Source organism: Streptomyces sp. NBC_01006 (assembly GCF_045162725.1).
Classification (GTDB): domain Bacteria; phylum Actinomycetota; class Actinomycetes; order Streptomycetales; family Streptomycetaceae; genus Streptomyces.
Map to the genome: position 1 here is coordinate 974,126 of NZ_CP108700.1, position 19,678 is coordinate 993,803.

General features: G+C 71.8%; 18 protein-coding genes. 12 read left to right on the plus strand and 6 right to left on the minus strand.

Annotated elements, in window-relative coordinates:
* Complete coding sequence (locus OG509_RS04375; RefSeq protein WP_406180267.1) at positions 1-387, minus strand: hypothetical protein; 387 nt, start codon at positions 385-387, stop codon at positions 1-3.
* A 335-nt stretch (positions 388-722) separates the two neighbouring features.
* Here OG509_RS04375 and OG509_RS04380 point away from each other — a divergent pair, with 335 nt between their 5' ends.
* Together OG509_RS04380 and OG509_RS04385 are read left to right on the plus strand one after the other, a co-directional pair.
* Positions 723-2,168: a glyceraldehyde-3-phosphate dehydrogenase gene (locus OG509_RS04380; protein ID WP_030159005.1), complete on the plus strand. Its 1,446-nt coding sequence runs from the start codon at positions 723-725 to the stop codon at positions 2,166-2,168.
* Positions 2,169-2,310: 142 nt separating this feature from the next.
* Positions 2,311-3,042, plus strand: a complete 732-nt coding sequence (locus OG509_RS04385; RefSeq protein ID WP_406180268.1) for a hypothetical protein — start codon at positions 2,311-2,313, stop codon at positions 3,040-3,042.
* A gap of 407 nt (positions 3,043-3,449) precedes the next feature.
* Here OG509_RS04385 and OG509_RS04390 read toward each other — a convergent pair whose 3' ends face one another.
* Entirely contained in the window at positions 3,450-4,253 is an 804-nt protein-coding gene (locus OG509_RS04390; protein WP_406187458.1) for an NPP1 family protein, read from the minus strand.
* Between the two features lie 167 nt (positions 4,254-4,420).
* Positions 4,421-5,305 carry a methylenetetrahydrofolate reductase gene (locus tag OG509_RS04395; protein ID WP_406180270.1) on the minus strand — a complete coding sequence of 295 codons (885 nt, stop codon included), beginning with the start codon at positions 5,303-5,305 and terminating at the stop codon, positions 4,421-4,423.
* 113 nt (positions 5,306-5,418) lie between these two features.
* On the opposite strand from OG509_RS04395, the gene OG509_RS04400 reads away from it, so the two are divergent.
* The 5 genes from OG509_RS04400 (at position 5,419) to OG509_RS04420 (ending at position 9,328) form a co-directional block, all read left to right on the plus strand.
* Complete coding sequence (locus tag OG509_RS04400) at positions 5,419-6,354, plus strand: hypothetical protein (protein ID WP_406180271.1); 936 nt, start codon at positions 5,419-5,421, stop codon at positions 6,352-6,354.
* A 1-nt stretch (position 6,355) separates the two neighbouring features.
* On the plus strand, positions 6,356-7,129 hold the full coding sequence (locus tag OG509_RS04405; RefSeq protein WP_406180273.1) for a response regulator transcription factor: 774 nt from the start codon (positions 6,356-6,358) through the stop codon (positions 7,127-7,129).
* A complete protein-coding gene (locus OG509_RS04410; protein WP_406180275.1) occupies positions 7,126-8,571 on the plus strand; it encodes a sensor histidine kinase in 1,446 nt (481 codons plus the stop codon). Before OG509_RS04405 ends, OG509_RS04410 begins: the two co-directional genes overlap by 4 nt.
* Before the next feature lie 116 nt (positions 8,572-8,687).
* Positions 8,688-9,104 carry a hypothetical protein gene (locus OG509_RS04415; RefSeq protein WP_406180277.1) on the plus strand — a complete coding sequence of 139 codons (417 nt, stop codon included), beginning with the start codon at positions 8,688-8,690 and terminating at the stop codon, positions 9,102-9,104.
* Positions 9,101-9,328: a hypothetical protein gene (locus OG509_RS04420; RefSeq protein WP_406180279.1), complete on the plus strand. Its 228-nt coding sequence runs from the start codon at positions 9,101-9,103 to the stop codon at positions 9,326-9,328. Before OG509_RS04415 ends, OG509_RS04420 begins: the two co-directional genes overlap by 4 nt.
* A gap of 58 nt (positions 9,329-9,386) precedes the next feature.
* Here the strand turns inward: OG509_RS04420 and OG509_RS04425 are convergent, their stop codons facing one another.
* Positions 9,387-10,091 carry a TetR/AcrR family transcriptional regulator gene (locus OG509_RS04425; RefSeq protein WP_406180281.1) on the minus strand — a complete coding sequence of 235 codons (705 nt, stop codon included), beginning with the start codon at positions 10,089-10,091 and terminating at the stop codon, positions 9,387-9,389.
* Positions 10,092-10,166: 75 nt separating this feature from the next.
* On the opposite strand from OG509_RS04425, the gene OG509_RS04430 reads away from it, so the two are divergent.
* Positions 10,167-11,660: a monooxygenase gene (locus OG509_RS04430; protein WP_406180283.1), complete on the plus strand. Its 1,494-nt coding sequence runs from the start codon at positions 10,167-10,169 to the stop codon at positions 11,658-11,660.
* Between the two features lie 20 nt (positions 11,661-11,680).
* On the opposite strand, the gene polX is transcribed toward OG509_RS04430, so the two are convergent.
* The gene (gene polX, locus OG509_RS04435; protein WP_406180285.1) at positions 11,681-13,405 is read right to left on the minus strand and encodes a DNA polymerase/3'-5' exonuclease PolX; all 1,725 of its coding nucleotides are present in this window, start codon (positions 13,403-13,405) and stop codon (positions 11,681-11,683) included.
* Positions 13,406-13,552: 147 nt separating this feature from the next.
* On the opposite strand from polX, the gene OG509_RS04440 reads away from it, so the two are divergent.
* Together OG509_RS04440 and OG509_RS04445 are read left to right on the plus strand one after the other, a co-directional pair.
* Entirely contained in the window at positions 13,553-14,926 is a 1,374-nt protein-coding gene (locus tag OG509_RS04440) for a GH1 family beta-glucosidase (protein ID WP_406180287.1), read from the plus strand.
* The gene (locus OG509_RS04445; protein ID WP_406180288.1) at positions 14,923-16,179 is read left to right on the plus strand and encodes an MFS transporter; all 1,257 of its coding nucleotides are present in this window, start codon (positions 14,923-14,925) and stop codon (positions 16,177-16,179) included. Before OG509_RS04440 ends, OG509_RS04445 begins: the two co-directional genes overlap by 4 nt.
* Positions 16,180-16,238: 59 nt before the next feature.
* On the opposite strand, the gene OG509_RS04450 is transcribed toward OG509_RS04445, so the two are convergent.
* Positions 16,239-16,472: a chaplin gene (locus OG509_RS04450; RefSeq protein WP_406180290.1), complete on the minus strand. Its 234-nt coding sequence runs from the start codon at positions 16,470-16,472 to the stop codon at positions 16,239-16,241.
* A 410-nt stretch (positions 16,473-16,882) separates the two neighbouring features.
* Here OG509_RS04450 and OG509_RS04455 point away from each other — a divergent pair, with 410 nt between their 5' ends.
* Positions 16,883-18,778 (plus strand): ABC transporter ATP-binding protein, encoded by a 1,896-nt coding sequence (locus tag OG509_RS04455; protein ID WP_406180291.1) that lies wholly within the window; start codon positions 16,883-16,885, stop codon positions 18,776-18,778.
* Positions 18,775-19,677 carry a serine/threonine-protein kinase gene (locus OG509_RS04460; protein ID WP_406180293.1) on the plus strand — a complete coding sequence of 301 codons (903 nt, stop codon included), beginning with the start codon at positions 18,775-18,777 and terminating at the stop codon, positions 19,675-19,677. Before OG509_RS04455 ends, OG509_RS04460 begins: the two co-directional genes overlap by 4 nt.
* Position 19,678: the final 1 nt, after the last annotated feature.

Sequence of the window (19,678 nt, forward strand, 5' to 3'; positions counted from 1 at the left end):
CTACCGCTCGCCGGACACGGTGCGGGTGATCTCTTCCTCCACCGCGCGCAGCTCTTCCTGCCGGTCCATGAGGATCAACAGCTCCCGGTAGTTGGTCAGTGCGGTGACGAGAAGATCGCCCCAGCCGGGTTCCATCGCGTACATGCGCCGCGCGGCGGCGACGGACTCGGCGCGCAGGGCCAGCGCGATCTCCGGCCGGTGCGCGAACTCGTAACGGCTGTACTTCCACAGTGCGGCGGACAGCAGGGGCAGATAGGCCAGGGGGCTCACCTGGACCAGGACGCGGTAGGCCGCGACCCGCTCGCGGACCGGCGGCTTCGCCGATCCGAGGAGGGCGACCCGGGCTCGGAGGACTGCGTCGTGATTGATGTTCGCCGAGTGATTCATGACGGTGATTCTCAAAGCCGCAGGGGGGCCCAAACAAGGGCAATCGACTGTGCCCTTGATCCTACGAAAACAGCCTCTGACCTGTCATGATGGGTACGTCTTCACCCCTGCGCCCCCCGGACGGCCCGCCGGCCTCCGCGACGGGATGCCGCCCCCTCGCTCCTCCCCCCGTCTCCCTCCCCCGCCCTCTTTCGCGTACGCGTGGGCCACTCGGAGGATCCGCCAGGGACGAATGCGACATGTCACCCCAAAAAATCACCTGGGTGGTACCCCCTGAGTGGCCAAAGTGGCGTGGGGTTAGCATGTGAGCGCCGCCTAGCTCGAAAGATAAGCCTGTGACTGTCAATGACGACTCGTTCACCAACTGGAAAAACCGCGAGGAGATCGCGGAGTCGATGATCCCGATCATCGGGAAGCTGCACCGCGAGCAGGACGTGACGATCCTGCTGCACAGCCGCTCCTTGGTGAACAAGTCGGTGGTCAGCATCCTCAAGACCCACCGATTCGCCCGTCAGATAGCCGGCGAGGAGCTCTCCGTCACGGAGACCCTGCCGTTCCTGCAGGCGCTCACCACGCTGGACCTGGGCCCCTCCCAGATCGACATCGGCATGCTCGCCGCCACCTACAAGGCCGACGACCGGGGCCTGTCGGTGGAGCGCTTCACCGCCGAGGCCGTCGCCGGGGCCACCGGTGCCAACAAGATCGAGCGCGGCGAGGGCCGCGACGTCGTCCTGTACGGCTTCGGCCGGATCGGCCGCCTCGTCGCCCGCCTCCTGATCGAGAAGGCCGGCTCCGGCAACGGGCTGCGCCTGCGCGCCGTCGTCGTCCGCGGTGGCGGCGAGGCGGACCTGGTCAAGCGCGCCTCGCTGCTGCGCCGGGACTCCATCCACGGCCAGTTCCAGGGCACGATCACGGTCGACGAGGCGAGCAGCACGATCATCGCCAACGGCAACGCGATCAAGGTGATCTACGCCAACGACCCGAGCGAGGTCGACTACACGGCGTACGGCATCAAGGACGCCATCCTCATCGACAACACCGGCAAGTGGCGCGACCGCGAGGGCCTCTCCAAGCACCTGCGCCCCGGCATCGACAAGGTCGTCCTGACCGCTCCGGGCAAGGGCGACGTCCCGAACATCGTGCACGGCGTCAACCACGACACGATCAAGCCGGACGAGCAGATCCTGTCCTGCGCCTCCTGCACCACCAACGCGATCGTCCCGCCGCTGAAGGCCATGGACGACGAGTACGGCGTGCTGCGCGGCCACGTGGAGACCGTCCACTCGTTCACCAACGACCAAAACCTGCTGGACAACTACCACAAGGCCGACCGCCGCGGCCGCTCCGCGCCGCTCAACATGGTCATCACCGAGACCGGTGCCGCCTCGGCCGTCGCCAAGGCGCTGCCGGACCTCAAGGCGCCGATCACGGGCAGCTCGATCCGCGTCCCCGTCCCGGACGTCTCGATCGCGATCCTGAGCCTGCGCCTCGGCCGCGAGACCACCCGCGAGGAGGTCCTCGACTACCTCCGCGACGTGTCGCTGAACTCCCCGCTGAAGCGCCAGATCGACTTCACGACCGCGCCCGACGCCGTGTCGATGGACTTCGTGGGCTCGCGCCACTCCTCGATCGTCGACGCCGGCGCCACCAAGGTCGACGGCGACAACGCGATCCTGTACCTCTGGTACGACAACGAGTTCGGCTACTCGTGCCAGGTCATCCGGGTCGTCCAGCACGTCTCCGGCGTCGAGTACCCGACGTACCCGTCCCCGGCGGTCTGACCCGTCGCACCCCCGCTCCACCCACGGCCCGTTCCACCGCCCGCTCCCGGGCGGCGGGGCGGGCCGCGCGCGTTTGGCGGGGTGGTCACGCGGCGCCGAAACTCAGGTGTGCGGTGGACTGTTGTGCTGTTACGTTCCTCGTGTGCCGAAGTTGAATCAGATCATCGCAGTGGAGAAGGGCGTCAAGTCCAAGTCTCTCCAGGAACTCACCCAAGCCCATCAGGACGTCCAGAAGCCCGCGTTGCTCGCCGGCATCTCGCGGACGTACCAGCCCAAGGACGAGGAGGGCGAGCAGCTGCCGCCCGAGTCCACGCGGGTGCAGGTCAAGGCGGAGGACGTGCTGCGCGCGACGGCGGGGACGCTGACGCGGCTGTTCGACGTGACGGCGACGAAGGACTGGGCGAACCGCACGGCGGCCGCGGACGTCGTCGTCGACGGTACCGTCCTGCTGCCCCAAGTGCCGGTCCCGTACCTGCTGTTCCTTGAGAAGCAGCTCACCGACCTGCACACGTTCGTACGCAAGCTCCCGGTGCTGGACGCGTCGGAGGCGTGGAACCTCGACCCCTCCACGGACTCGTGGAAGACCGACCCGGTCCGCACGATCCGCACCAAGAAGGTGCCGCGCAACCACGTGAAGGCCGAGGCCACCGAGAAGCACCCGGCACAGGTCGAGGTGTACTACGAGGACGTCCCGGTCGGTTACTGGACGACGGTGAAGTTCTCCGGAGCTCTGCCGGCCCGCCGGGTCAACGAGCTCCTCGACCGCGTCGAAAGGCTCCAGCAGGCCGTCAAGTTCGCCCGCGAGGAGGCCAACGGCACCGAGGTCACCGACCAGCGCGTCGGGGATGCGGTGTTCGGCTACCTGTTCCGGTAGCCTCAAGATCGCCCCTTGTGCGAGCGAGGGGGTGCGCGCGCAGCGCGCAAAGCTGAAACTGATGTTGAAGCTGACCAAGGGGTGTCAGTTGGGGGTTCGAATCCCTCCCCCGGCACACGTGCCGGGGTGGCCCAAGCCGGCAGAGGCGGCCCCGTGAAACTCAGATTCTCGCTCCAGTCTCAGCATTCGCCGCCGAACGCCGGATCGACCGAGCGCGGACGATCATCGATGGATGGGGGTTCAAGTCCCCTCTGCGCCTCTCTCGTGGCGCGGTAGTTCAAAGGCAGAACACGTCGATCTAAGAATGATCCGCGACTCTTAAACGCCGCCGGTGTGCGCAATTGGGTGGCAAGCAGGGGCCCGGGAGCTGGATATGCTCCCGGGCCCCGTCACGTTCCCGCCGGGCGTTACGCGTAGGGGTCGAAGGGGATCGGGGGCTTCGAGGCGTTCAGGGCGTCGTTGAAGCGGCTGTCGGTGATCTTGATGGTGGCCGAGCCGAAGTCGGCGTTCATGAGCTTGTCGCGCAGGCCCGCCGGGTAGCCGTTCCAGCCGACCAGGCGCGGGTAGAACCAGTTGCCGGTGTGGTTCTCGGCAGGCTCGTCGTTGCCGTTGGCCAGGCGGTAGAAGTGCGTCGAGGCGCCGTCCTTGTGGTAGACGACCTTGGCATGGGTCCCGTCGAAGCGGACCTGCGAGCGCGGGTACCACTTCCAGCCGCTGTGCTGCGAAGTCGACACGTACTGGACCTCATTGTCCTTGATCCAGACCACCACGTGCTCGAAGTCGTGCCGGTGCCCGATGGCCAAGGGGCCGAGCGTGGCCTGGTCCTTCTCGAAGTAGCCCGCGTACATGACGGCGCACCAGCCGTTGTTGCACTTCGCGCGGGAGTACGTGTTGGAGTTCTGCAGCTGTACGAGGTCACGGCAGTGGCCGTTCACCGCTCCACCGGGCTTGAGCCCGGGGTTGAGCACGCCGCTGCTGCTGATCGCGGCGGTGGCGTAGCAGCCGTCCCCGTCGTAGTCGAAGGCGGGCGAGAAGGTCTGTTCGAGGCCGTCCGCGTTCTGCGGCAGGGCCGGTATCACGTCGGCCACGGCGACGGCCGGAACGGCCAGCACGAGCGCCGCGGCCCCGAGCCCGGCGGTGGTCACGGTCCGGCGGAATCCGGCCCACCGCCGCCCCGGGCGGGAGGCCTCGACCCTGGCCTCTTCGTTCATCGTCCTCGTCGGTGACAGCAGGCTGCGCACATCATCTCCTGACCTGTACATGTAGAACCGGGCACCGAGGCGAACGCTAGCCGGGCAGCGTTCAAGTCCGGGTCGAGTCAGGCGAATTCGAGATGTACTCCGATGGCTCCGACGGCTCCGACGGGACGTGCCCCCGCTCAGCCGCCGACGCGGTCCAGCATCGCGCGGCGCCAGCGCTCCGTCTCGGCGATCTGATTGAACGTGAACAGGTGCAGCCCGGCCACCGCCGCCTCGGGCGCTCCGAGCGCCGGGGCACTGCGGCGCAGCAGCCGTTCCGGCGAGTAGCCGCCGGGCGCCGCGAAGCGCAGGAACCACGAGGGGTGCCGGGTCAGGAACTTGGCCGACTCCCCCACGCCGATCTTCGTGGCCATGGCCAGCAGCTTCGCGCGCTCGACGGGGCCTGCGACCCCCACGTGCACGGGCAGCGTGATCTGCCGGCTCCGTACCTGCCCGATCCACTGCCGCAGGGTCGCCGGGTCGAAGCACAGGTTGCTGACGATGTACGTGGCGTGCGGCTGCTTTTCCCACATCGCCCGCACCGTGACCTCGTCGTCGATGAGGGGATGGCTCTCCGGGTAGCCCGTGATGCCGACGTGCGCGAACGGGCTGCCCAGCTCGCCGAGCCGACGCAGTACGGGCAGGGCCGCGTCGTACGCCCCGGCCGGCGGGTCCGCGTCCCCGGCCGGTACGAAGACGTCCTCGATGCCGGCGGCGACCAGCCGGTCCACGATGTCCGCGAGGTGGCCGGCGTCGGTGATCTGCCGGGCCGGGAGGTGCGGGACGACCCGGTAGCCGTGCCCGGCCAGGCGGGTGGCGAGGTCCAGGGTCGGGCCGATGCCCTTGGCCGGGGAGGCGGTGACGGTGACCGGTACGTCGGCCGGGACGTGCGCCAGGACCTTGTCCTCGGTGGCCTTCGCCGGCAGGACCTCGTAGCGGACCCTGCGCAGGAGCTCCGCGAGGCCGCCCCCGGTGACCGGGGCCTGCGCGGGGCGTTCGGGATACGGCGTGGGCCGGGCGGACATGCCGCTCCTCCTCGGGTGGCGGTGGTGCCGCATCGGCGGCTTTCTCGGCCCCCATCATGCCGGGTGCGGAAATGTCCTCGTCCGCCGCGTACGGAAGGCCGCAGGCTTGGACCATGGAACACGTTGCCGCACTGACCGCGGAGCTCCTCGAAACGGACCGGACGGCGGGGGCCCGCCGGGCCGCCCCGGCGGCACTGCGGGCCGTGGCTTCCGTCCGGCCCCCCGCATCCGCCGCATCCGCCACGTCCGCCGCATCCGCCGCATCCGCCACCGAACGGTCGGCGCTGATGGAGCTCTTACAGGTCGCCGCCTGGATCCTCTTCGACGCCGAGCGGCACGGGATCTCGCAGCGGCTCAGCCGCCGGGCGCTCGCCCTGGCCCGCACCCTCCCCGAGGAGGCCCGCTCCGTCGAGTTGCTCGTCCTGTCCGTGCTGTGCCTGCAGGAGGAGCACCTCGGGCGGCCCGCCGCATCGCTGCGCATCTCCTCGTCCGTACTGGCCGGCCGGGACCTCCCGGCGCGGGTGGCCGCCATCTTCCACGTACGGGAAGCGCGCGCCCGTGCCCGGCTCCGGCAGGGCCACCGGGCGCTGCGGTCCCTCGCCGCGGCCCGGGAGCTCCTGGCGGACGGGCCCTGCGAGCGCGATCCGTCCTGGACCTGGTGGTTCGACGGGTCGGAGCTCGACGGTCACCACGGTCTGGCCCTCACCGACCTGGGTGATCTCGACGGCGCCGCGTCCCTCCTCCACGAGGCGGCGGCCGCGGGTGACGCACCCGCCTACCGGTCGCTGTTCTCCACCGAGCTGGCCTCCGTACTCGCCCGGGCCGGGGCCTGGCGCGAGACGGACGCGTGGCTGTCCGGCCTGGTCGAGTCCGTCCCGGACATCGGCTCCGTCCGCGCCCTGAACGCCCTGGCGCGCACGACCCGCACCATCGAACGCGGCCCTCGCGTCCCCCGCGCCCTGCGGGACACCAGCGCGCACCTCGCCGCGAGCCTGCGGAAGGAGACCGGCCCCGCGCACCCCGCCTTCCGGGCGGTCCGGCGGCCGTGAGATGGTCTGCCCCGGCCTCCGCGACGGGGCCGCGCGCGAGGAGGGCAGTGTGACCGGCACCGGCAGTACATCCACCGGACGGGTACTGGTGGCGGACGACGACGCCGCCATCCGCCGCTCCCTGGAGCGCGGGCTGCGGCTGAGCGGCTTCACCGTGCTGCTCGCCGAGGACGGCCCCGCCGCACTCGCCCTGCTCGCCGACCGGACCCCGGACGTCCTCGTACTGGACGTCTCGATGCCCGGCCTGACCGGCACCGAGGTCTGCCGCGACCTGCGCGCCCGCGGCGACGAGACTCCCGTCCTGATGCTGTCGGCCCTCGACGAGGTCGCGGACCGGATCGCCGGACTGCAGGCCGGGGCCGACGACTACCTGGTCAAACCGTTCGCCCTGGAGGAGCTCGTCCTGCGCCTGAACGCCCTGCTGCGCCGCCGCCCGACCCCCGCTCCCGCCTCGGACGTACTGCGCGCCGGCCCGCTCGTGATCGACGAGGCCCGCCGCCAGGTCCACCACGAGCAGACCGAACTCCACCTCACCCGGCGCGAGTTCGAGCTCCTGCTCCAGCTGGTGCGCAACGCCGGGATCGTCCTCACCCGGGACCAGCTCCTGGACCGGGTGTGGGGCTACGACTTCGAGGTCCGCAGCGACGCCGTCGACACCTTCGTCAGCTACCTGCGGCGCAAGCTGGAGGAGGGCGGACGCCCGCGTCTGATCCACACCGTGCGCGGCGTCGGCTTCGTCCTGCGCGTCCCCGGGGCCCGGGAGAGCGGGTCGTGAAGCTCGCCACGCGCATCGCCCTCTCGGTGACGGTGGTGGTGCCCCTCCTGGTGCTCGCCGCCGGCCTGCTGGTGCTCGGGCTGGTCAGCCGCGATCTCCACCAGCAGCAGGACACCCGGCTCCAGGACCGGGCCTCCGCCGTCCTCCCGGACGTCAAGACGCTGCTCACGGCCGACCGCAACGGGAAGCCGAAGGTGGAGCAGAACCAGCACCGCAAGGTGCTCGGTGACGTCCTCGACGCCGGCCTCCGCGTCCGTACGGCGGACGGAGCCGTCGTCCTGGAGGGCGGCCCGCAGCCCGCCGACCCGGTGCGGCTGCCCGAGCAGACCCCGGACGGACCGGTCACCGTCCGGGCCAAGGGCCGCGCCTGGCGGGTGCTGACCGTCCCGGTGGCAGGTCCCGCGCCGGGCACGCTGTGGCTGTTCACCCCGGCCTCGGCCGCCGACCCGCAGGTCGTCGCCGTACGCCGCCGGGTCCTGCTGGTGGCCCTGCTGTCGGCGCCGGTCGCCGGGCTGCTCGCGTACGGGCTGGCCGGCCGCGCCACCGCCTCCGTACGCAGGCTGAGCCGCCGGGCCGCCGAACTCGACCCGGGCGCGGGTGCGGCCGCCTTCGCCAGCGCACCCGTGAACATCGCCGAGGTGGACGAACTGTCCTTGGCCATCGGCCAGTTGCTGGCCCGGTACGAGGAGCAGGCCGCCCGCACGGCGCAGGCGCTGGACACCGCCCGCTCGTTCTCCTCCGCCGCCTCGCACGAGCTGCGCACCCCGCTGATGAGCATGCGGACCGACCTGGACGTCCTGGCCGCCCATCCCGACCTCTCCCCCGCCGAACGGGCCGAGATCGTACGGGACTTGCAGCTCGACCACGCCCGCCTGCTGGACCTGCTCACGGCCCTTCGGATGCTCGCCCGGGGCGATCTGGTGGAGGTGTCCGCCTTCACCTCCCTCGACCTGTCCGAGCTGGTGGACACCGTGGTCGGCGAGAGCGCCCGCCGCCATCCCGAGGCCCGGCTGGATGCGGAACTCCCCGCGGAGCTGTGGGTGTTCGGGTGGGATGCCGGGCTGGCCATCCTGCTCGCCAACCTGCTGGGCAACGCGGCGGTGCACGGCCACCAGCCGGACGAGCCGGCCAGGATCGCGGTACGGCTGCATGCGGAGGGCGGGTACGCGGTGCTCACCGTGGACGACGCGGGGCCCGGCATCCCGCCGGGCGAGCGGGAAGCCGTCTTCCGGCGCTTCCACCACCGCCCCGGCAGCCCCGGCTCCGGGCTCGGGCTGACGCTCGTCGCCCAGCAGGTCGCGCTGCACCAGGGCACGGTCAGGATCGGGACGCCTCCCGGCGCCGCGGGCACCCGCTTCGAGGTGCGCCTGCCGCTGTCGGCGGCGGACGCCCCGACCCTACGGCTGCCGAAGCGACGCGACTGGATCTCCCGGGGCGACTGAGGACGCCGGCCGACGGCCCCTGTGGACTCACAAAGTTTCCACAAAGACACCCCCTACCGTCCCGAACGGGTCGGCCGCCAGTGAGCCGGCCCGTTCGCACCGAAGGGGATACAGCCATGCTCCCGAACCGTAGGACCGCCGCCGCCACGATCGGCGCCCTCGCGCTGGCCGGCGCCCTGATCTCCGCCGCTCCCGCGCAGGCCGAGTCGGCAAGCCCCGCACCCGCCGCGCCGAAGGCGGCCAAGTCCGCGCCGAAGGGCGACGGCGCCGAGGCGATCTGCAAGCGCCTGCCCAAGACGGAGACCCGCGTCAGCGCAGCCATCACCCGGCTCAAGGGCGATGCCACCGTCCCCGGCTCCGTCGCACGCCTGGAGCAGCGCGTCGCGAACGCCCAGACCGCCGGCCACACGGAGGTCCACACCTACCTGAACGACCGCCTGACCTTCCGCAAGAGCCTGCTGCCCACCCTCCAGAAGCGGCAGGACGACCTGAAGGCCGTCAGCACCTGGTGCTCCGCGCAGGAGTCCAAGTGACCCGAGTGACCGTGCCCCGCCGCGCCGCCGCGGCGCTCGCCACCCTGGCCGCGGCGACGGCGCTGCTGCTCACCGGCTGCTCGCCCGGCGCGAGCGCCAAGCCCGCCGGGACCCAGTCCCTGAGCGGCGCCGACGAGGCCACGGTCAAGGACATGCAGCAGAAGCTGGACGACGCCGAGAGCGCCGCCGCCCAGGCGGACTCGGACGCCACCCAGAACAACTGACCCACCCCGCACGCGCCCCGGCCCGCCCCCGATCCTCGGGGGCGGGCCGGCTGCGTTTTCAGGCGGCGGGCTCGGGCTCGGGCCGGTGCAATGTGCGCAACCCCTGGAGCAGCAGGCCCAGGCCGAACTCGAACTGCGCCGCGAAATCGGCGCCGGTCAGCACGGGCAGGGCCGCGGTGAGGTGCGGGTAGCTCCCCGCCGCCACCGCCTCGCGCAGCTGCTCGGGGTCCGCGGGCCCCTGATCGCCGGGCTGGAGGGCGGCCTGCTCCTCCAAGGTGTGTCCGACGGTGAAGTGGACGACCGTCATCGCGGTGCGCGCCGCCTCCTGCGGACCGAAGCCCGCCTCGCTCAGGACCTCGATGAGGGTCTCGGCGAAGCCGAGGGTGTTCGCGCCGGTCGAGTGGGTTCCGGCATAGACCCGTGCCCCGTCGCGACGGGCGAGGAGCGCCGTACGCATCCGACGGGCCAGGGCGGTCAGACGTTCGCTCCAGTCGGGGTCCGGCGGCGGGGTGGAGCAGCCCGCCAGCATCCGTTCGGCCATGGCGGTGAGCAGGTCCTGTTTGGTGGCGAAGTGCCGGTAGAGCGCCCCGGCCTGGACGCCCACCGCGTCGGCCAGCCGCCGCATGGTGAGCGCGTCCAGTCCGGATTCGTCCAGCAGCACCAGGGCGGCCTCGACGGTACGGGCCTGGTCCAGTCTCGGGGGCCTGCCCCGGGCCGGGGGGCGGGCCGCGTCGGCCGAGGACGGGATTGACGGTGAGCTCATGGACCCCACTATAGTGAACACCGTTCACGTGAACGCTGTTCACTAAATAGGGAAGAGCCAGAGAAGAGGTTCCCGATGGACACCGATGTGATCGTCGTGGGCGCCGGGCCGACCGGCCTGATGCTCGCCTGCGAGCTCGCGCTGGCCGGCGTACGGACGCGGATTTTGGAGCGGCGGGACGCTCCGCAGCTCGATTCGCGGGCGCTGACCCTGCACCCGCGCAGTGTCGAGCTTATGGACCAGCGCGGGCTGGCCGACCGGTTCCTCGCGCTCGGCCGGACCGTTCCCGGCTGGCACTTCGCCGGCCTCGGCACCCAGCTGGACTTCGGCGCCCTCGACAGCCGCCACGGGTACACCCTGTTCCTGGCCCAGGCCCGTACGGAGGCCCTGCTGGAGGAGCGGGCGCGCGAGCTCGGCGTGGAGATCCACCGCGGGATCGAGACCACCGGACTGCGCCAGGACCCGGACGGCGTGGAGGTCGACGTGCGCGGCCCGGGCGAAGCCCAGACCCTACGCGCCTCCTACGTGGTCGGCTGCGACGGCGGGCGCAGCATCGTGCGGCAGGAGGCCGGCATCGACTTCCCCGGCACGGACGAGACGCTGACCGGGATCCTCGGCGACTTCGCGGTGGCCGACCTCGAAAGCCCCGGGCGGGCGCGGGCCGAGGGCGTACTGGCCGTCCCGCTGGAGGGCGGCCTGACCCGGTTCGTCCTGATCGACCCGGAGCGGATGCGGACGCCCACCGCCGAGCCGGTCACCGTGGAGGAGTTCCGCGAGTCCCTGATCCGGATCTACGGGAGCGACTGCGGGATCGACCGGCCCCGGTGGCTGTCCCGGTTCGGCAACGCCACCCGGCTCGCCGAGCGCTACCGGTCCGGGCGCGTGCTGCTGGCGGGGGACGCGGCGCACATCCACTTCCCCGCGGCCGGCCAGGGGCTCAACACCGGGCTCCAGGACGCGATGAACCTGGGCTGGAAGCTGGCCGCCGAGATCCACGGGTGGGCGCCGCCGGGGCTGCTCGACACGTACCACGGGGAGCGGCACCCGGTGGGCGTGGCGGTCACCGAGAACACCGAGGTCCAAACCCTGCTGGCGGAGCTGACGCTGGTCCCCCCGTACCAGCGGCCCGCCGCGGCCCTGCGCAAACTGCTCGACGAACTGCTCGGCATCGAGGAGGTCAACCGCCGGCTCGCCGGGCTGGTCTCCGCGCTCGGCGTCGGATACCCGGCCACCGGCCCCGGCGCCGATCCGCTGGTGGGCACACGGATGCCGGACATCCCGCTGAGCATCGCCGGCTCCCCCGCTTCCCGGGTGTACGAGCTGCTCCACGAGGGCCGTTTCGTCCTGCTGAACCTCGCACGGGAGCGGGGCTTCGACGCCGGGGAGGGATGGGCCGACCGGGTCACCTCCGTCACTTCGGACAGCGCCCGCCACTCCCGCCTCGACGGGGTGGTCGAGGTCCTCGTCCGTCCGGACGGGCACATCGCCTGGGCCACCCGGACCGCCGGCTCCGCGGCCCGCCGGACCGAGCGGTACGAGGCCCTCTCCGCCTGGGCCGGCCGACCGTAGGACGGGCTGCCCAGGGTGTGTCAGACCCGCTTGCCCTGCAGGAACCGGTGCAAGCGGGTCCACGGCCAGGTGTTGATGACGTCCTCCTTCGTCAGCCAGCCGCGCCGCGCCGTGCCCACCCCGTAGCGCAGGTACGGCAGATGCGTGATGGCGTGCGCGTCCGAGTTCACCGCGAACTTCACCCCGTGACGCTTCGCCCGCAGGATGTCCTCGTCGCCGAGGTCGAGCCGCTCCGGATGCGCGTTGATCTCCAGGGCGGTGCCCGTCCGCGCGCAGGCCTCGAACACGGCGTCGAAGTCGGCGTCCACGCCCGGCCGCCGGCCGATCCGCCGGGTGGTGGGGTGGCCGATGACGCGGACGTACGGGTTCTCGCAGGCCCGGATGAAGCGCCGGGTCATGGCGGCCCGGCTCTGGCCGAAGTGGGAGTGCACGGAGGCCACGCACAGGTCGAAGCCGGCGAGGAAGGGGTCGGGCCAGTCCAGGCCGCCGTCCGGGCCGATGTTGAGTTCGGTGCCGTGCAGCAGCCGCATCCCGCGCACCGTGCGGTCCAGGGCCCGTACCCCCTCGCGCTGCGCCAGGATCTTCTCCTCGGTCATGCGCTGCATGGCGAGGTCCGGCGCGTGGTCGGTGACCGCGTAGTACGCGTAGCCGCGCGCGGCAGCGGCGGCCACCATGTCCTCCAGGGAGGCGAGGCCGTCGGTGAGGTCGGTGTGGGTGTGCAGGTCGCCCCGGATGTCGCCCTCCACCACGAGGGCTGGCAGTTCGCCCCGCAGCCCCGCCGCGACCTCCCCGCGGTCCTCGCGCAGCGTCGGCGGGATCCAGGGCAGGCCGAGCCGGGCGTAGACCTCCTCCTCCGTCTCCGAGGCGAGGGTCTTGCCGCTCTCCGCGTCGAAGAGCCCGTACTCGGAGAGCTTGAGCCCCTGGCGCACCGCAAGGGCGCGGGTGCGGATGTTGTGCGCCTTGGATCCGGTGAAGTACTGGAGGCCCGCTCCCCAGGAGGCGGGCGGCAGGACGCGCAGGTCGACCTGGAGGCCGGCCCCGGTGCGGACGGAGGTCTTCTTCGCGCCGTGCGCGATGACGTCGGCCACGAGCGGGAGCCCGGTGAGGGCCGTCATGAACGGCGCGGACGTGTCGGCCGCCACCAGGATGTCGATGTCGCCGATGGTCTCGCGCATCCGGCGCAGCGAGCCCGCGTACGTGCACCGCACGCACCCCGGGATCCGCTCCATCTCGGCGACGATCTGCTCGGCGATGTCCATCGCGGCACCGAGCAGGATGCGGCCGTCGGCGTTCCGGAGTACGGAGATTCCGTGCAGGATGTTCTGCTCGGTCTGCTCGCCGAAGCCCTTCAGGTCGCGCAGCCGCTCCTTGCGGATGGCCTCCTCCAGCTGCTCGACGGAGGAGACGCCCAGCTCCTCGTACAGGACGAGGGCTTTGCGGGGGCCGAGCCCGGGGATCGCGGTCAGTGCCCGCACCCCGGCAGGGACGGCGGCCCTGCGCGCCTCGATGTCCGGGACGTGCCCGGTGCTCAGGTACTCGACTACCTTCTCGGCGATCGACTTGCCCACGTTCGGTATCTCCCGCAGGCCCTTGACGTCGAGCCCGGCGACATCGCCCGGGTGGGCGCCGATGGCGCGGGCGGCCTTCTCGTACGCGCGCGCCTTGAAGGCGTCGCCGCCGCTGATCGAGATCAGGTCGGCGTACTCCTGAAGCAGTGCCTCGACCTCCTCGTTGGCCCTGGCCATGTCTCCAGGGTGCCTCTTGAACCGGGACCCGGCTCGGCGTACCGCGAGAGAAGATGAGGATTGTTCACTTTCCATTGACAGGGCGGGCGCGGCGGACCAACAGTGTGCCGTCAGCGCCCGCGCACGCCTCGACCGAAGTGAGCCCGTATGACTGCGTCCGTACCCGCGTTCCCCGCCGATTTCCTCTGGGGCGTCTCCGCCTCGGCGTTCCAGATCGAGGGCTCGCCCACCGCCGACGGCCGGGGCCCCTCCTCCTGGGACGCGTTCACCAAAGAACCCGGGCGCATCAAGGACGGCTCGCACGCGGACGTGGCCACCGACCACTACCGCCGCTACCGCGAGGACGTCGCCCTGATGGCCGGACTCGGCGTGGGCGCCTACCGGTTCTCGGTGTCCTGGTCCCGGGTCCTGCCGGACGGCCACGGGCAGGTCAACGGCAAGGGGCTGGACTTCTACGACCGCCTGGTCGACGCGCTGTGCACGGCCGGCATCGCCCCGGTGCCCACCCTGTTCCACTGGGACACCCCGCTCGCCCTGGAGGAGAAGGGCGGCTGGCTCAGCCGCGACACCGCCGAGCGGTTCGCGGCGTACGCCTCGGTGATCGCGGAGCGGCTCGCCGACCGCGTCCCGATGTGGATCACCATCAACGAGCCCGCCGAGGTCACCCTCCTGGGGTACGGCATCGGGGAGCACGCCCCCGGCAAGGGCCTCGTCTTCGACGCCCTGCCCGCGGCCCACCACCAGTTGCTGGCCCACGGCCTGGGCGTACAGGCCCTGCGTGCCGCGGGCGCCCGGCAGATCGGCATCGCCGCCTCGCACAGCCCGGTGTGGCCGGCGAGCGACAGCGCGGAGGACCGCGGCGCGGCCGAGCTGTACGACCTGCTCACGAACCGGCTCTTCGCCGATCCCGTCCTGACCGGCGCCTATCCCGACGAGGGCCTGGCCTCGCTGCTGCCCGGACCGGTGGTCGAGGACCTGAAGACGATCTCGGCCCCGCTGGACTGGTACGGGATCAACTACTACAACCCGATGCTCGTCGGCGCCCCGCAACCGGCCGCCACCGCCACCGAGTTCGGCGGCATCGAGGTACCCGCCGACCTCCCCTTCGCCATCCGGCCGGTCGAGGGGTACCCGCACACCGACTTCGGCTGGCCGGTGGTCCCGGACGGACTGCGCGAACTGCTCGTCTCCCTGCGCGAGCGCTACGGCGACCGCCTGCCGCCGCTGTACGTCACCGAGAACGGCTGTTCGTACGCGGACGGCCCCGATCCCGTGACGGGGCGGATCGCCGACGCCCGCCGGATCGCGTACCACGAGGGCCATCTGGCCGCCCTCCACCGGGCGATGGAGCAGGGGGTCGACGTCCGCGGCTACTTCATCTGGTCGATCCTCGACAACTTCGAGTGGGCGGAGGGGTTCCGGCAGCGGTTCGGGCTGGTCCACGTGGACTACGAGACGCTGGAGCGGACCCCGAAGGAGTCGTACGCCTGGTACCGCGACGTGATCAAGGGCGGCAGATGACCGTCGGGGGGACGGCGGCGAAGACCGCCGGCCCGGCCGGTCCGGCGGGCCCGGTCGGCGGGCGGTGGGTGAGCGCGCTGTCCCTCGCCAACCTCGGGGTCTGGGTCGGCTGGTTCGGCCCGCTCCAACTGCTCCTGGCCCGCCAGGCGGAGCAGCTCACCCCGGACCACAAGGCGGCCACGCTCGCCCTGGTGACGGGGGTGGGAGCGGCCGTCTCGATGGTCGCCAACCCGGTCTTCGGAGCCCTGTCGGACCGTACGACGGCCCCGGTGGGCCGGCGGATCCCCTGGGTGGTGGCGGGGGCCCTGGGCGGGGCGGCCGGACTGCTCGTCCTCGCGCGGGCTTCGAGCGTGGCCGTGGTGACCGCGGGCTGGTGCCTGGTCCAACTGGCCCTCAACGCGGCCTTCGCCGCCCTCACCGCCGCCGTACCCGACCAGGTCCCGCCGCGTCAGCGCGGGCTGGTCGGCGGCTGGCTCGGGGTATCGCAGGTCGGCGGCATCCTGGCCGGCACCGCGCTGGCCACGGTGGCGGGCGGCATCGCCGCCGGGTACCTCGCGTGCGCGGCCTTCTCGGTGCTCGCGGCCGTCCCGTACGTGGTGATGCGGCGCGACGCGCGGCTGCGGCCCGCCGACCGGCCCGCCTTCCGCCTGCGGACCTTCCTCACCGGCTTCTGGATCGACCCGCGGCGCCATCCCGACTTCGGCTGGGCCTGGTTGACGCGCTTCCTGATGAACCTGTCGTACTCCGTCAGCACGATGTACCTGCTGTACTACCTGACCGACGCGGTGCACTACGAGGGCGACGCCGAGACCGGCGTCCTGATCCTGACGGCGCTCAACGCGCTCACCCTGCTGGCCACGGTGGTGGTCGGCGGTGTCCGCTCGGACCGTACGGGCCGCCGGAAGGTCTACGTCATCGGAGCGGGGCTGGTCATCTCGGCGGCCACCCTGCTGCTCGCCGTCTGGCAGACCTGGACCGGGGCGATCGTCGCCTCGCTGGTCCTCGGGGTCGGCTACGGCGTCTACACGTCGGTGGACTTCGCGCTGCTGACGGACGTGCTGCCGACGGCGGAGGACCGGGGCCGGGACCTCGGCGTCATCAACATCGCCAACGCGCTGCCCCAGGTGCTGGCACCGGTGATCGCCGCGCCGGTGGTCACGCACTTCGGCGGGTACACCGTGCTGTACGCGCTCGCGGGCGCTCTGGCGCTGGCGGGATCGGTGCTGGTCCGCCGCATCCGCGGGGTCCCGTAGGGAACCGGGCGCGCCCGCGGTGTCGCCGGACGGACCGGTGACACCGCGGGCGCGGCGGATCAGGCGTTGATGCAGGTGTTTCCGGCGGTCGGGTTCAGCAGCCCGATGATGTTGACGCTGTTGCCGCAGATGTTGATCGGGATGTGGATCGGCACCTGGACGACGTTGCCCGAGAGGAAGCCGGGCGAGCCGATGGCGTAGCCCTCGGCCCCGGCGTCGGCGGAGGCGCTGCCGATCCCGCCGAGCGTCGCACCGAGCAGACAGGCCGCAACGGCCAGGGTACGGATCTTCATGATGTGGGTCTCCCATCGCATGAGGGTGTTGCGGGGGCCATCCCATACCAGCCCGACCCGAACCGGGCCGATTCACCCGGTCGTGGGCCCCGTCCGCCCAGCGCGGCCGCCGATCGGAAGACGTTCCGGGGACATCCCACGAGATTCCCGAAGGTGAATTTTTCCGGAAAGGGCAATCTCCCGAGCCCTCTGGAGCGTATGCCCCTGTGGAAGCCTCTCCAGGAGACAACTCATGGAGGAAAACTCATGGCGATCTTCACCCACCTCGTTCCCGCAAAGCACCGCCGTCGCGGAAAGAGGGACATGACCTCGGGACGTGACGACAACACCGGCAGGCGCCGTCACCGTCGCCGCCACTGCACCAACGACAACGGCCACAACGGCCACCATGGCAACAACTGGTAAGCACCATGGGACGGGTCGCGCGGCATGTTCTGCGGCGGCTGCTGTCGGTGGCAGAAGACCCCGACGCGGTCGTCGCCGCCGCGCCCCCCGTCACTCCGCGCGAGGCGTTCCGCCGGTTCTGGCCCTACACCCGGGGCGGCCGCCGCTGGCTGGTCCCGATCCTGCTCTTCAGCATGGTCGGCCCGCTCCTCGACGCGGCCGAGATCTGGCTCTTCAAGATCGTGGTGGACGAGGTCCTCGTTCCTCGCGATCTGCGCCCGTTCCTCTGGATCGCCCTCGCCTACCTGGGCCTGGTGCTCGCCTCGGGCGTTCTCGAGTTCGCCGACGACGTGCTGTCCACGTGGGTCGGCGAGCGTTTTCTGCTGGCCCTGCGGTCGGATGTCTACCGGCACGTCCAGGGGCTCTCCCTCGGGTTCTTCGAGCGGCGGCGGCTGGGTGACGTACTGTCACGCATCACCGGGGACGTCGACGCGATCGAGACGTTCCTCCTCTCCGGCGTGGCCAACGCCCTTTACTACGTCGTCCAGTTGGGCGTCTTCCTGGGCCTGCTCTTCTACCTGAGCTGGGACCTGACCCTCCTCGCGCTCGTGATCGTGCCGCTCTTCTGGGGCGCGGCCCGGCGCTTCTCCCGGCTGATCAAGGACGCCTCGCGCGAGCGGCGCCGGCGCAGCGGCTCGATCAGCGCGATAGCCGAGGAGTCGCTCGGCAACATCGCGCTGGTGCAGGCGTACAACCGGCAGGGGACGGAGGAGAGCCGGTTCGCGCGCGAGAGCGTGGGCCGCTTCCGCGCGGCGATGGTCTCGGCCCGTATCCGCTCCGTGTACGGCCCGATCGTCGAGGTGATCGAACTGACCGGCGTACTGGCCGTGATGGGCCTCGGTACGTGGAAGCTGGCGCAGGGGCAGCTCACCCTGGGCGGGCTGCTGGTCTTCGTCGCCCTGCTGGGCCGGCTCTACAGCCCGATCCGTGACCTGTCGCAGCTCACGACCACTTTCTACGCGGCGTCCGCGTCGGCCGAGCGGATCATCGAGCTGCTCGACCAGCACCCCCAGGTCGCCGAGGTCGAAGCCGCCCGTGCCCGGAGGATCGGGCGCGCCCGGGGCGATGTCGAGTTCCGCGGCGTCTCGTTCCGCTATCCGGGCACGGCGCGATGGGCGCTGCGTGAGGTGTCGTTCCGCGTACGGCCCGGTACGACGCTGGCGCTGGTCGGGGCGAGCGGCGCCGGCAAGTCCACGGTCGGGAAGCTGCAACTGCGCTTCTACGACCCGGACGAGGGGGCGGTCCTCCTCGACGGCACCGACCTGCGGGAGCTGCGGCTGGCCGAACTGCGCGAGAACGTCGCGGTGGTGCTCCAGGAGACGCTCGTCTTCCACGGCACGGTACGGGAGAACATCGCGTACGGGCGGCCCGGCGCGAGCGAGGCCGACATCGTCGCGGCGGCACGCGCCGCCGACGCGGACGGGTTCATCCGGCTCCTCCCCGAGGGCTACGACACCGTCGTGGGCCAGCGGGGCCGGACGCTGTCCGGCGGGCAGGCCCAGCGCCTGGCGATCGCCCGCGCGATGGTCAGGGACGCGCCCGTACTGCTCCTGGACGAACCGACCACCGGTCTGGACGCCGAATCGGCCCGCCGGATCATGGAGCCGCTGCGCCGGCTGATGGCCGGGCGGACCACGGTCGTGATCTCCCACAACCTGCTGACCGTCCGCGACGCCACGACCACGGTGGTGCTGGACCGGGGCCGGGTCGCCGAATGCGGTACGCACGAGGAACTGCTCGCACGGGGTGGTGTCTACGCCCGTCTGCACCGTATGAACGGCGGCGAGCACGGCGGCGTGCCCGGCATGGACGGCGCCGAGCCCGGCTCCGGTCCCGCCGCCCCGCTGAAGGTCCTCTCATGAGCCTCGCGACCACCACCTCGGCCCGCAGCCCCGCGGGCCCGCCCCTCGCGCCCGGTACGAGGCCCGCGCCCGGGTACGAGGTCCTGGCGCACCTGGACCGGACCGGCTGGCTCGACCTGTACGACGCCTGGAGCGAGGAGCGGGACTGCCGGTGCGTCGTGAAGGTCCTGCGCCCCGACCAGCGCGACGATGCGCGGCTGGCCGAGCGGCTGGTCCGTGAGGGCCGCTGGCTCCAGAGCTTCACGCATCCGCACCTGGTCCGCGCGTACGAGACCTTCGCCTCGCCCGAGCCGCTCGTCGTACTCGAAACGCTGACCGGCGAGACGCTCGACCACCTCATCGACCGGCTGCCGCGGCGGGCGGCCGCCGAGGACGTGGCCGTCCTGGGCGTCCAGTTGTGCTCCGCGCTGCACTACCTGCACGGCCAGGGCCTGCTGCACCTGGACCTGAAGCCGGCCAACGTCGTGGTGGAAGGCGCTCGCGCGAAGGTGCTCGACCTCAGCGTCGCCCACGCGCCCGGCATCGCCCCCGCCGGCGTGGGCACGTTCGGCTACATGTCCCCCGAACAGGCCCGCGGCGGGGCCCTGTCGGCGGCGGCCGACGTATGGGGCATCGGCGTCACACTGTACGAACTCGCCACCGGGGACGTCCCGTTCGACATCGGCGACACGGTGGACGGGTCGACGACCACGGACGGCGCGGCCGCGGACTGGTATCCGCAGCTCGAAGAACCGGCCCCGCCCGTCCGCGCCCACCGGCGCCTGCCCCCGGCCCTGGCGGCGGCCATCGACGGCTGTCTGCGCCCCGATCCGGCGGACAGGCCGTCGGTCTCCGAGCTGTCCGCCGCCCTCGACACGACACTGCTCAGGCGGCGCCGCGATACGCCCGAGGCGGGGTGAC

What these genes read in the sequence shown, in the direction of transcription:
- OG509_RS04400 (WP_406180271.1), top strand. Translation starts at nt 5,419, where the DNA reads ATGGAACACGTTGCCGCACTGACCGCGGAGCTCCTCGAAACGGACCGG.
- OG509_RS04445 (WP_406180288.1), top strand. Translation starts at nt 14,923, where the DNA reads ATGACCGTCGGGGGGACGGCGGCGAAGACCGCCGGCCCGGCCGGTCCG.
- OG509_RS04440 (WP_406180287.1), top strand. Translation starts at nt 13,553, where the DNA reads ATGACTGCGTCCGTACCCGCGTTCCCCGCCGATTTCCTCTGGGGCGTC.
- OG509_RS04390 (WP_406187458.1), bottom strand. Translation starts at nt 4,253, where the DNA reads ATGAACGAAGAGGCCAGGGTCGAGGCCTCCCGCCCGGGGCGGCGGTGG.
- OG509_RS04425 (WP_406180281.1), bottom strand. Translation starts at nt 10,091, where the DNA reads ATGAGCTCACCGTCAATCCCGTCCTCGGCCGACGCGGCCCGCCCCCCG.
- OG509_RS04430 (WP_406180283.1), top strand. Translation starts at nt 10,167, where the DNA reads ATGGACACCGATGTGATCGTCGTGGGCGCCGGGCCGACCGGCCTGATG.
- OG509_RS04415 (WP_406180277.1), top strand. Translation starts at nt 8,688, where the DNA reads ATGCTCCCGAACCGTAGGACCGCCGCCGCCACGATCGGCGCCCTCGCG.
- OG509_RS04460 (WP_406180293.1), top strand. Translation starts at nt 18,775, where the DNA reads ATGAGCCTCGCGACCACCACCTCGGCCCGCAGCCCCGCGGGCCCGCCC.
- OG509_RS04405 (WP_406180273.1), top strand. Translation starts at nt 6,356, where the DNA reads ATGGTCTGCCCCGGCCTCCGCGACGGGGCCGCGCGCGAGGAGGGCAGT.
- OG509_RS04375 (WP_406180267.1), bottom strand. Translation starts at nt 387, where the DNA reads ATGAATCACTCGGCGAACATCAATCACGACGCAGTCCTCCGAGCCCGG.
- OG509_RS04450 (WP_406180290.1), bottom strand. Translation starts at nt 16,472, where the DNA reads ATGAAGATCCGTACCCTGGCCGTTGCGGCCTGTCTGCTCGGTGCGACG.
- polX (WP_406180285.1), bottom strand. Translation starts at nt 13,405, where the DNA reads ATGGCCAGGGCCAACGAGGAGGTCGAGGCACTGCTTCAGGAGTACGCC.
- OG509_RS04395 (WP_406180270.1), bottom strand. Translation starts at nt 5,305, where the DNA reads ATGTCCGCCCGGCCCACGCCGTATCCCGAACGCCCCGCGCAGGCCCCG.
- OG509_RS04455 (WP_406180291.1), top strand. Translation starts at nt 16,883, where the DNA reads ATGGGACGGGTCGCGCGGCATGTTCTGCGGCGGCTGCTGTCGGTGGCA.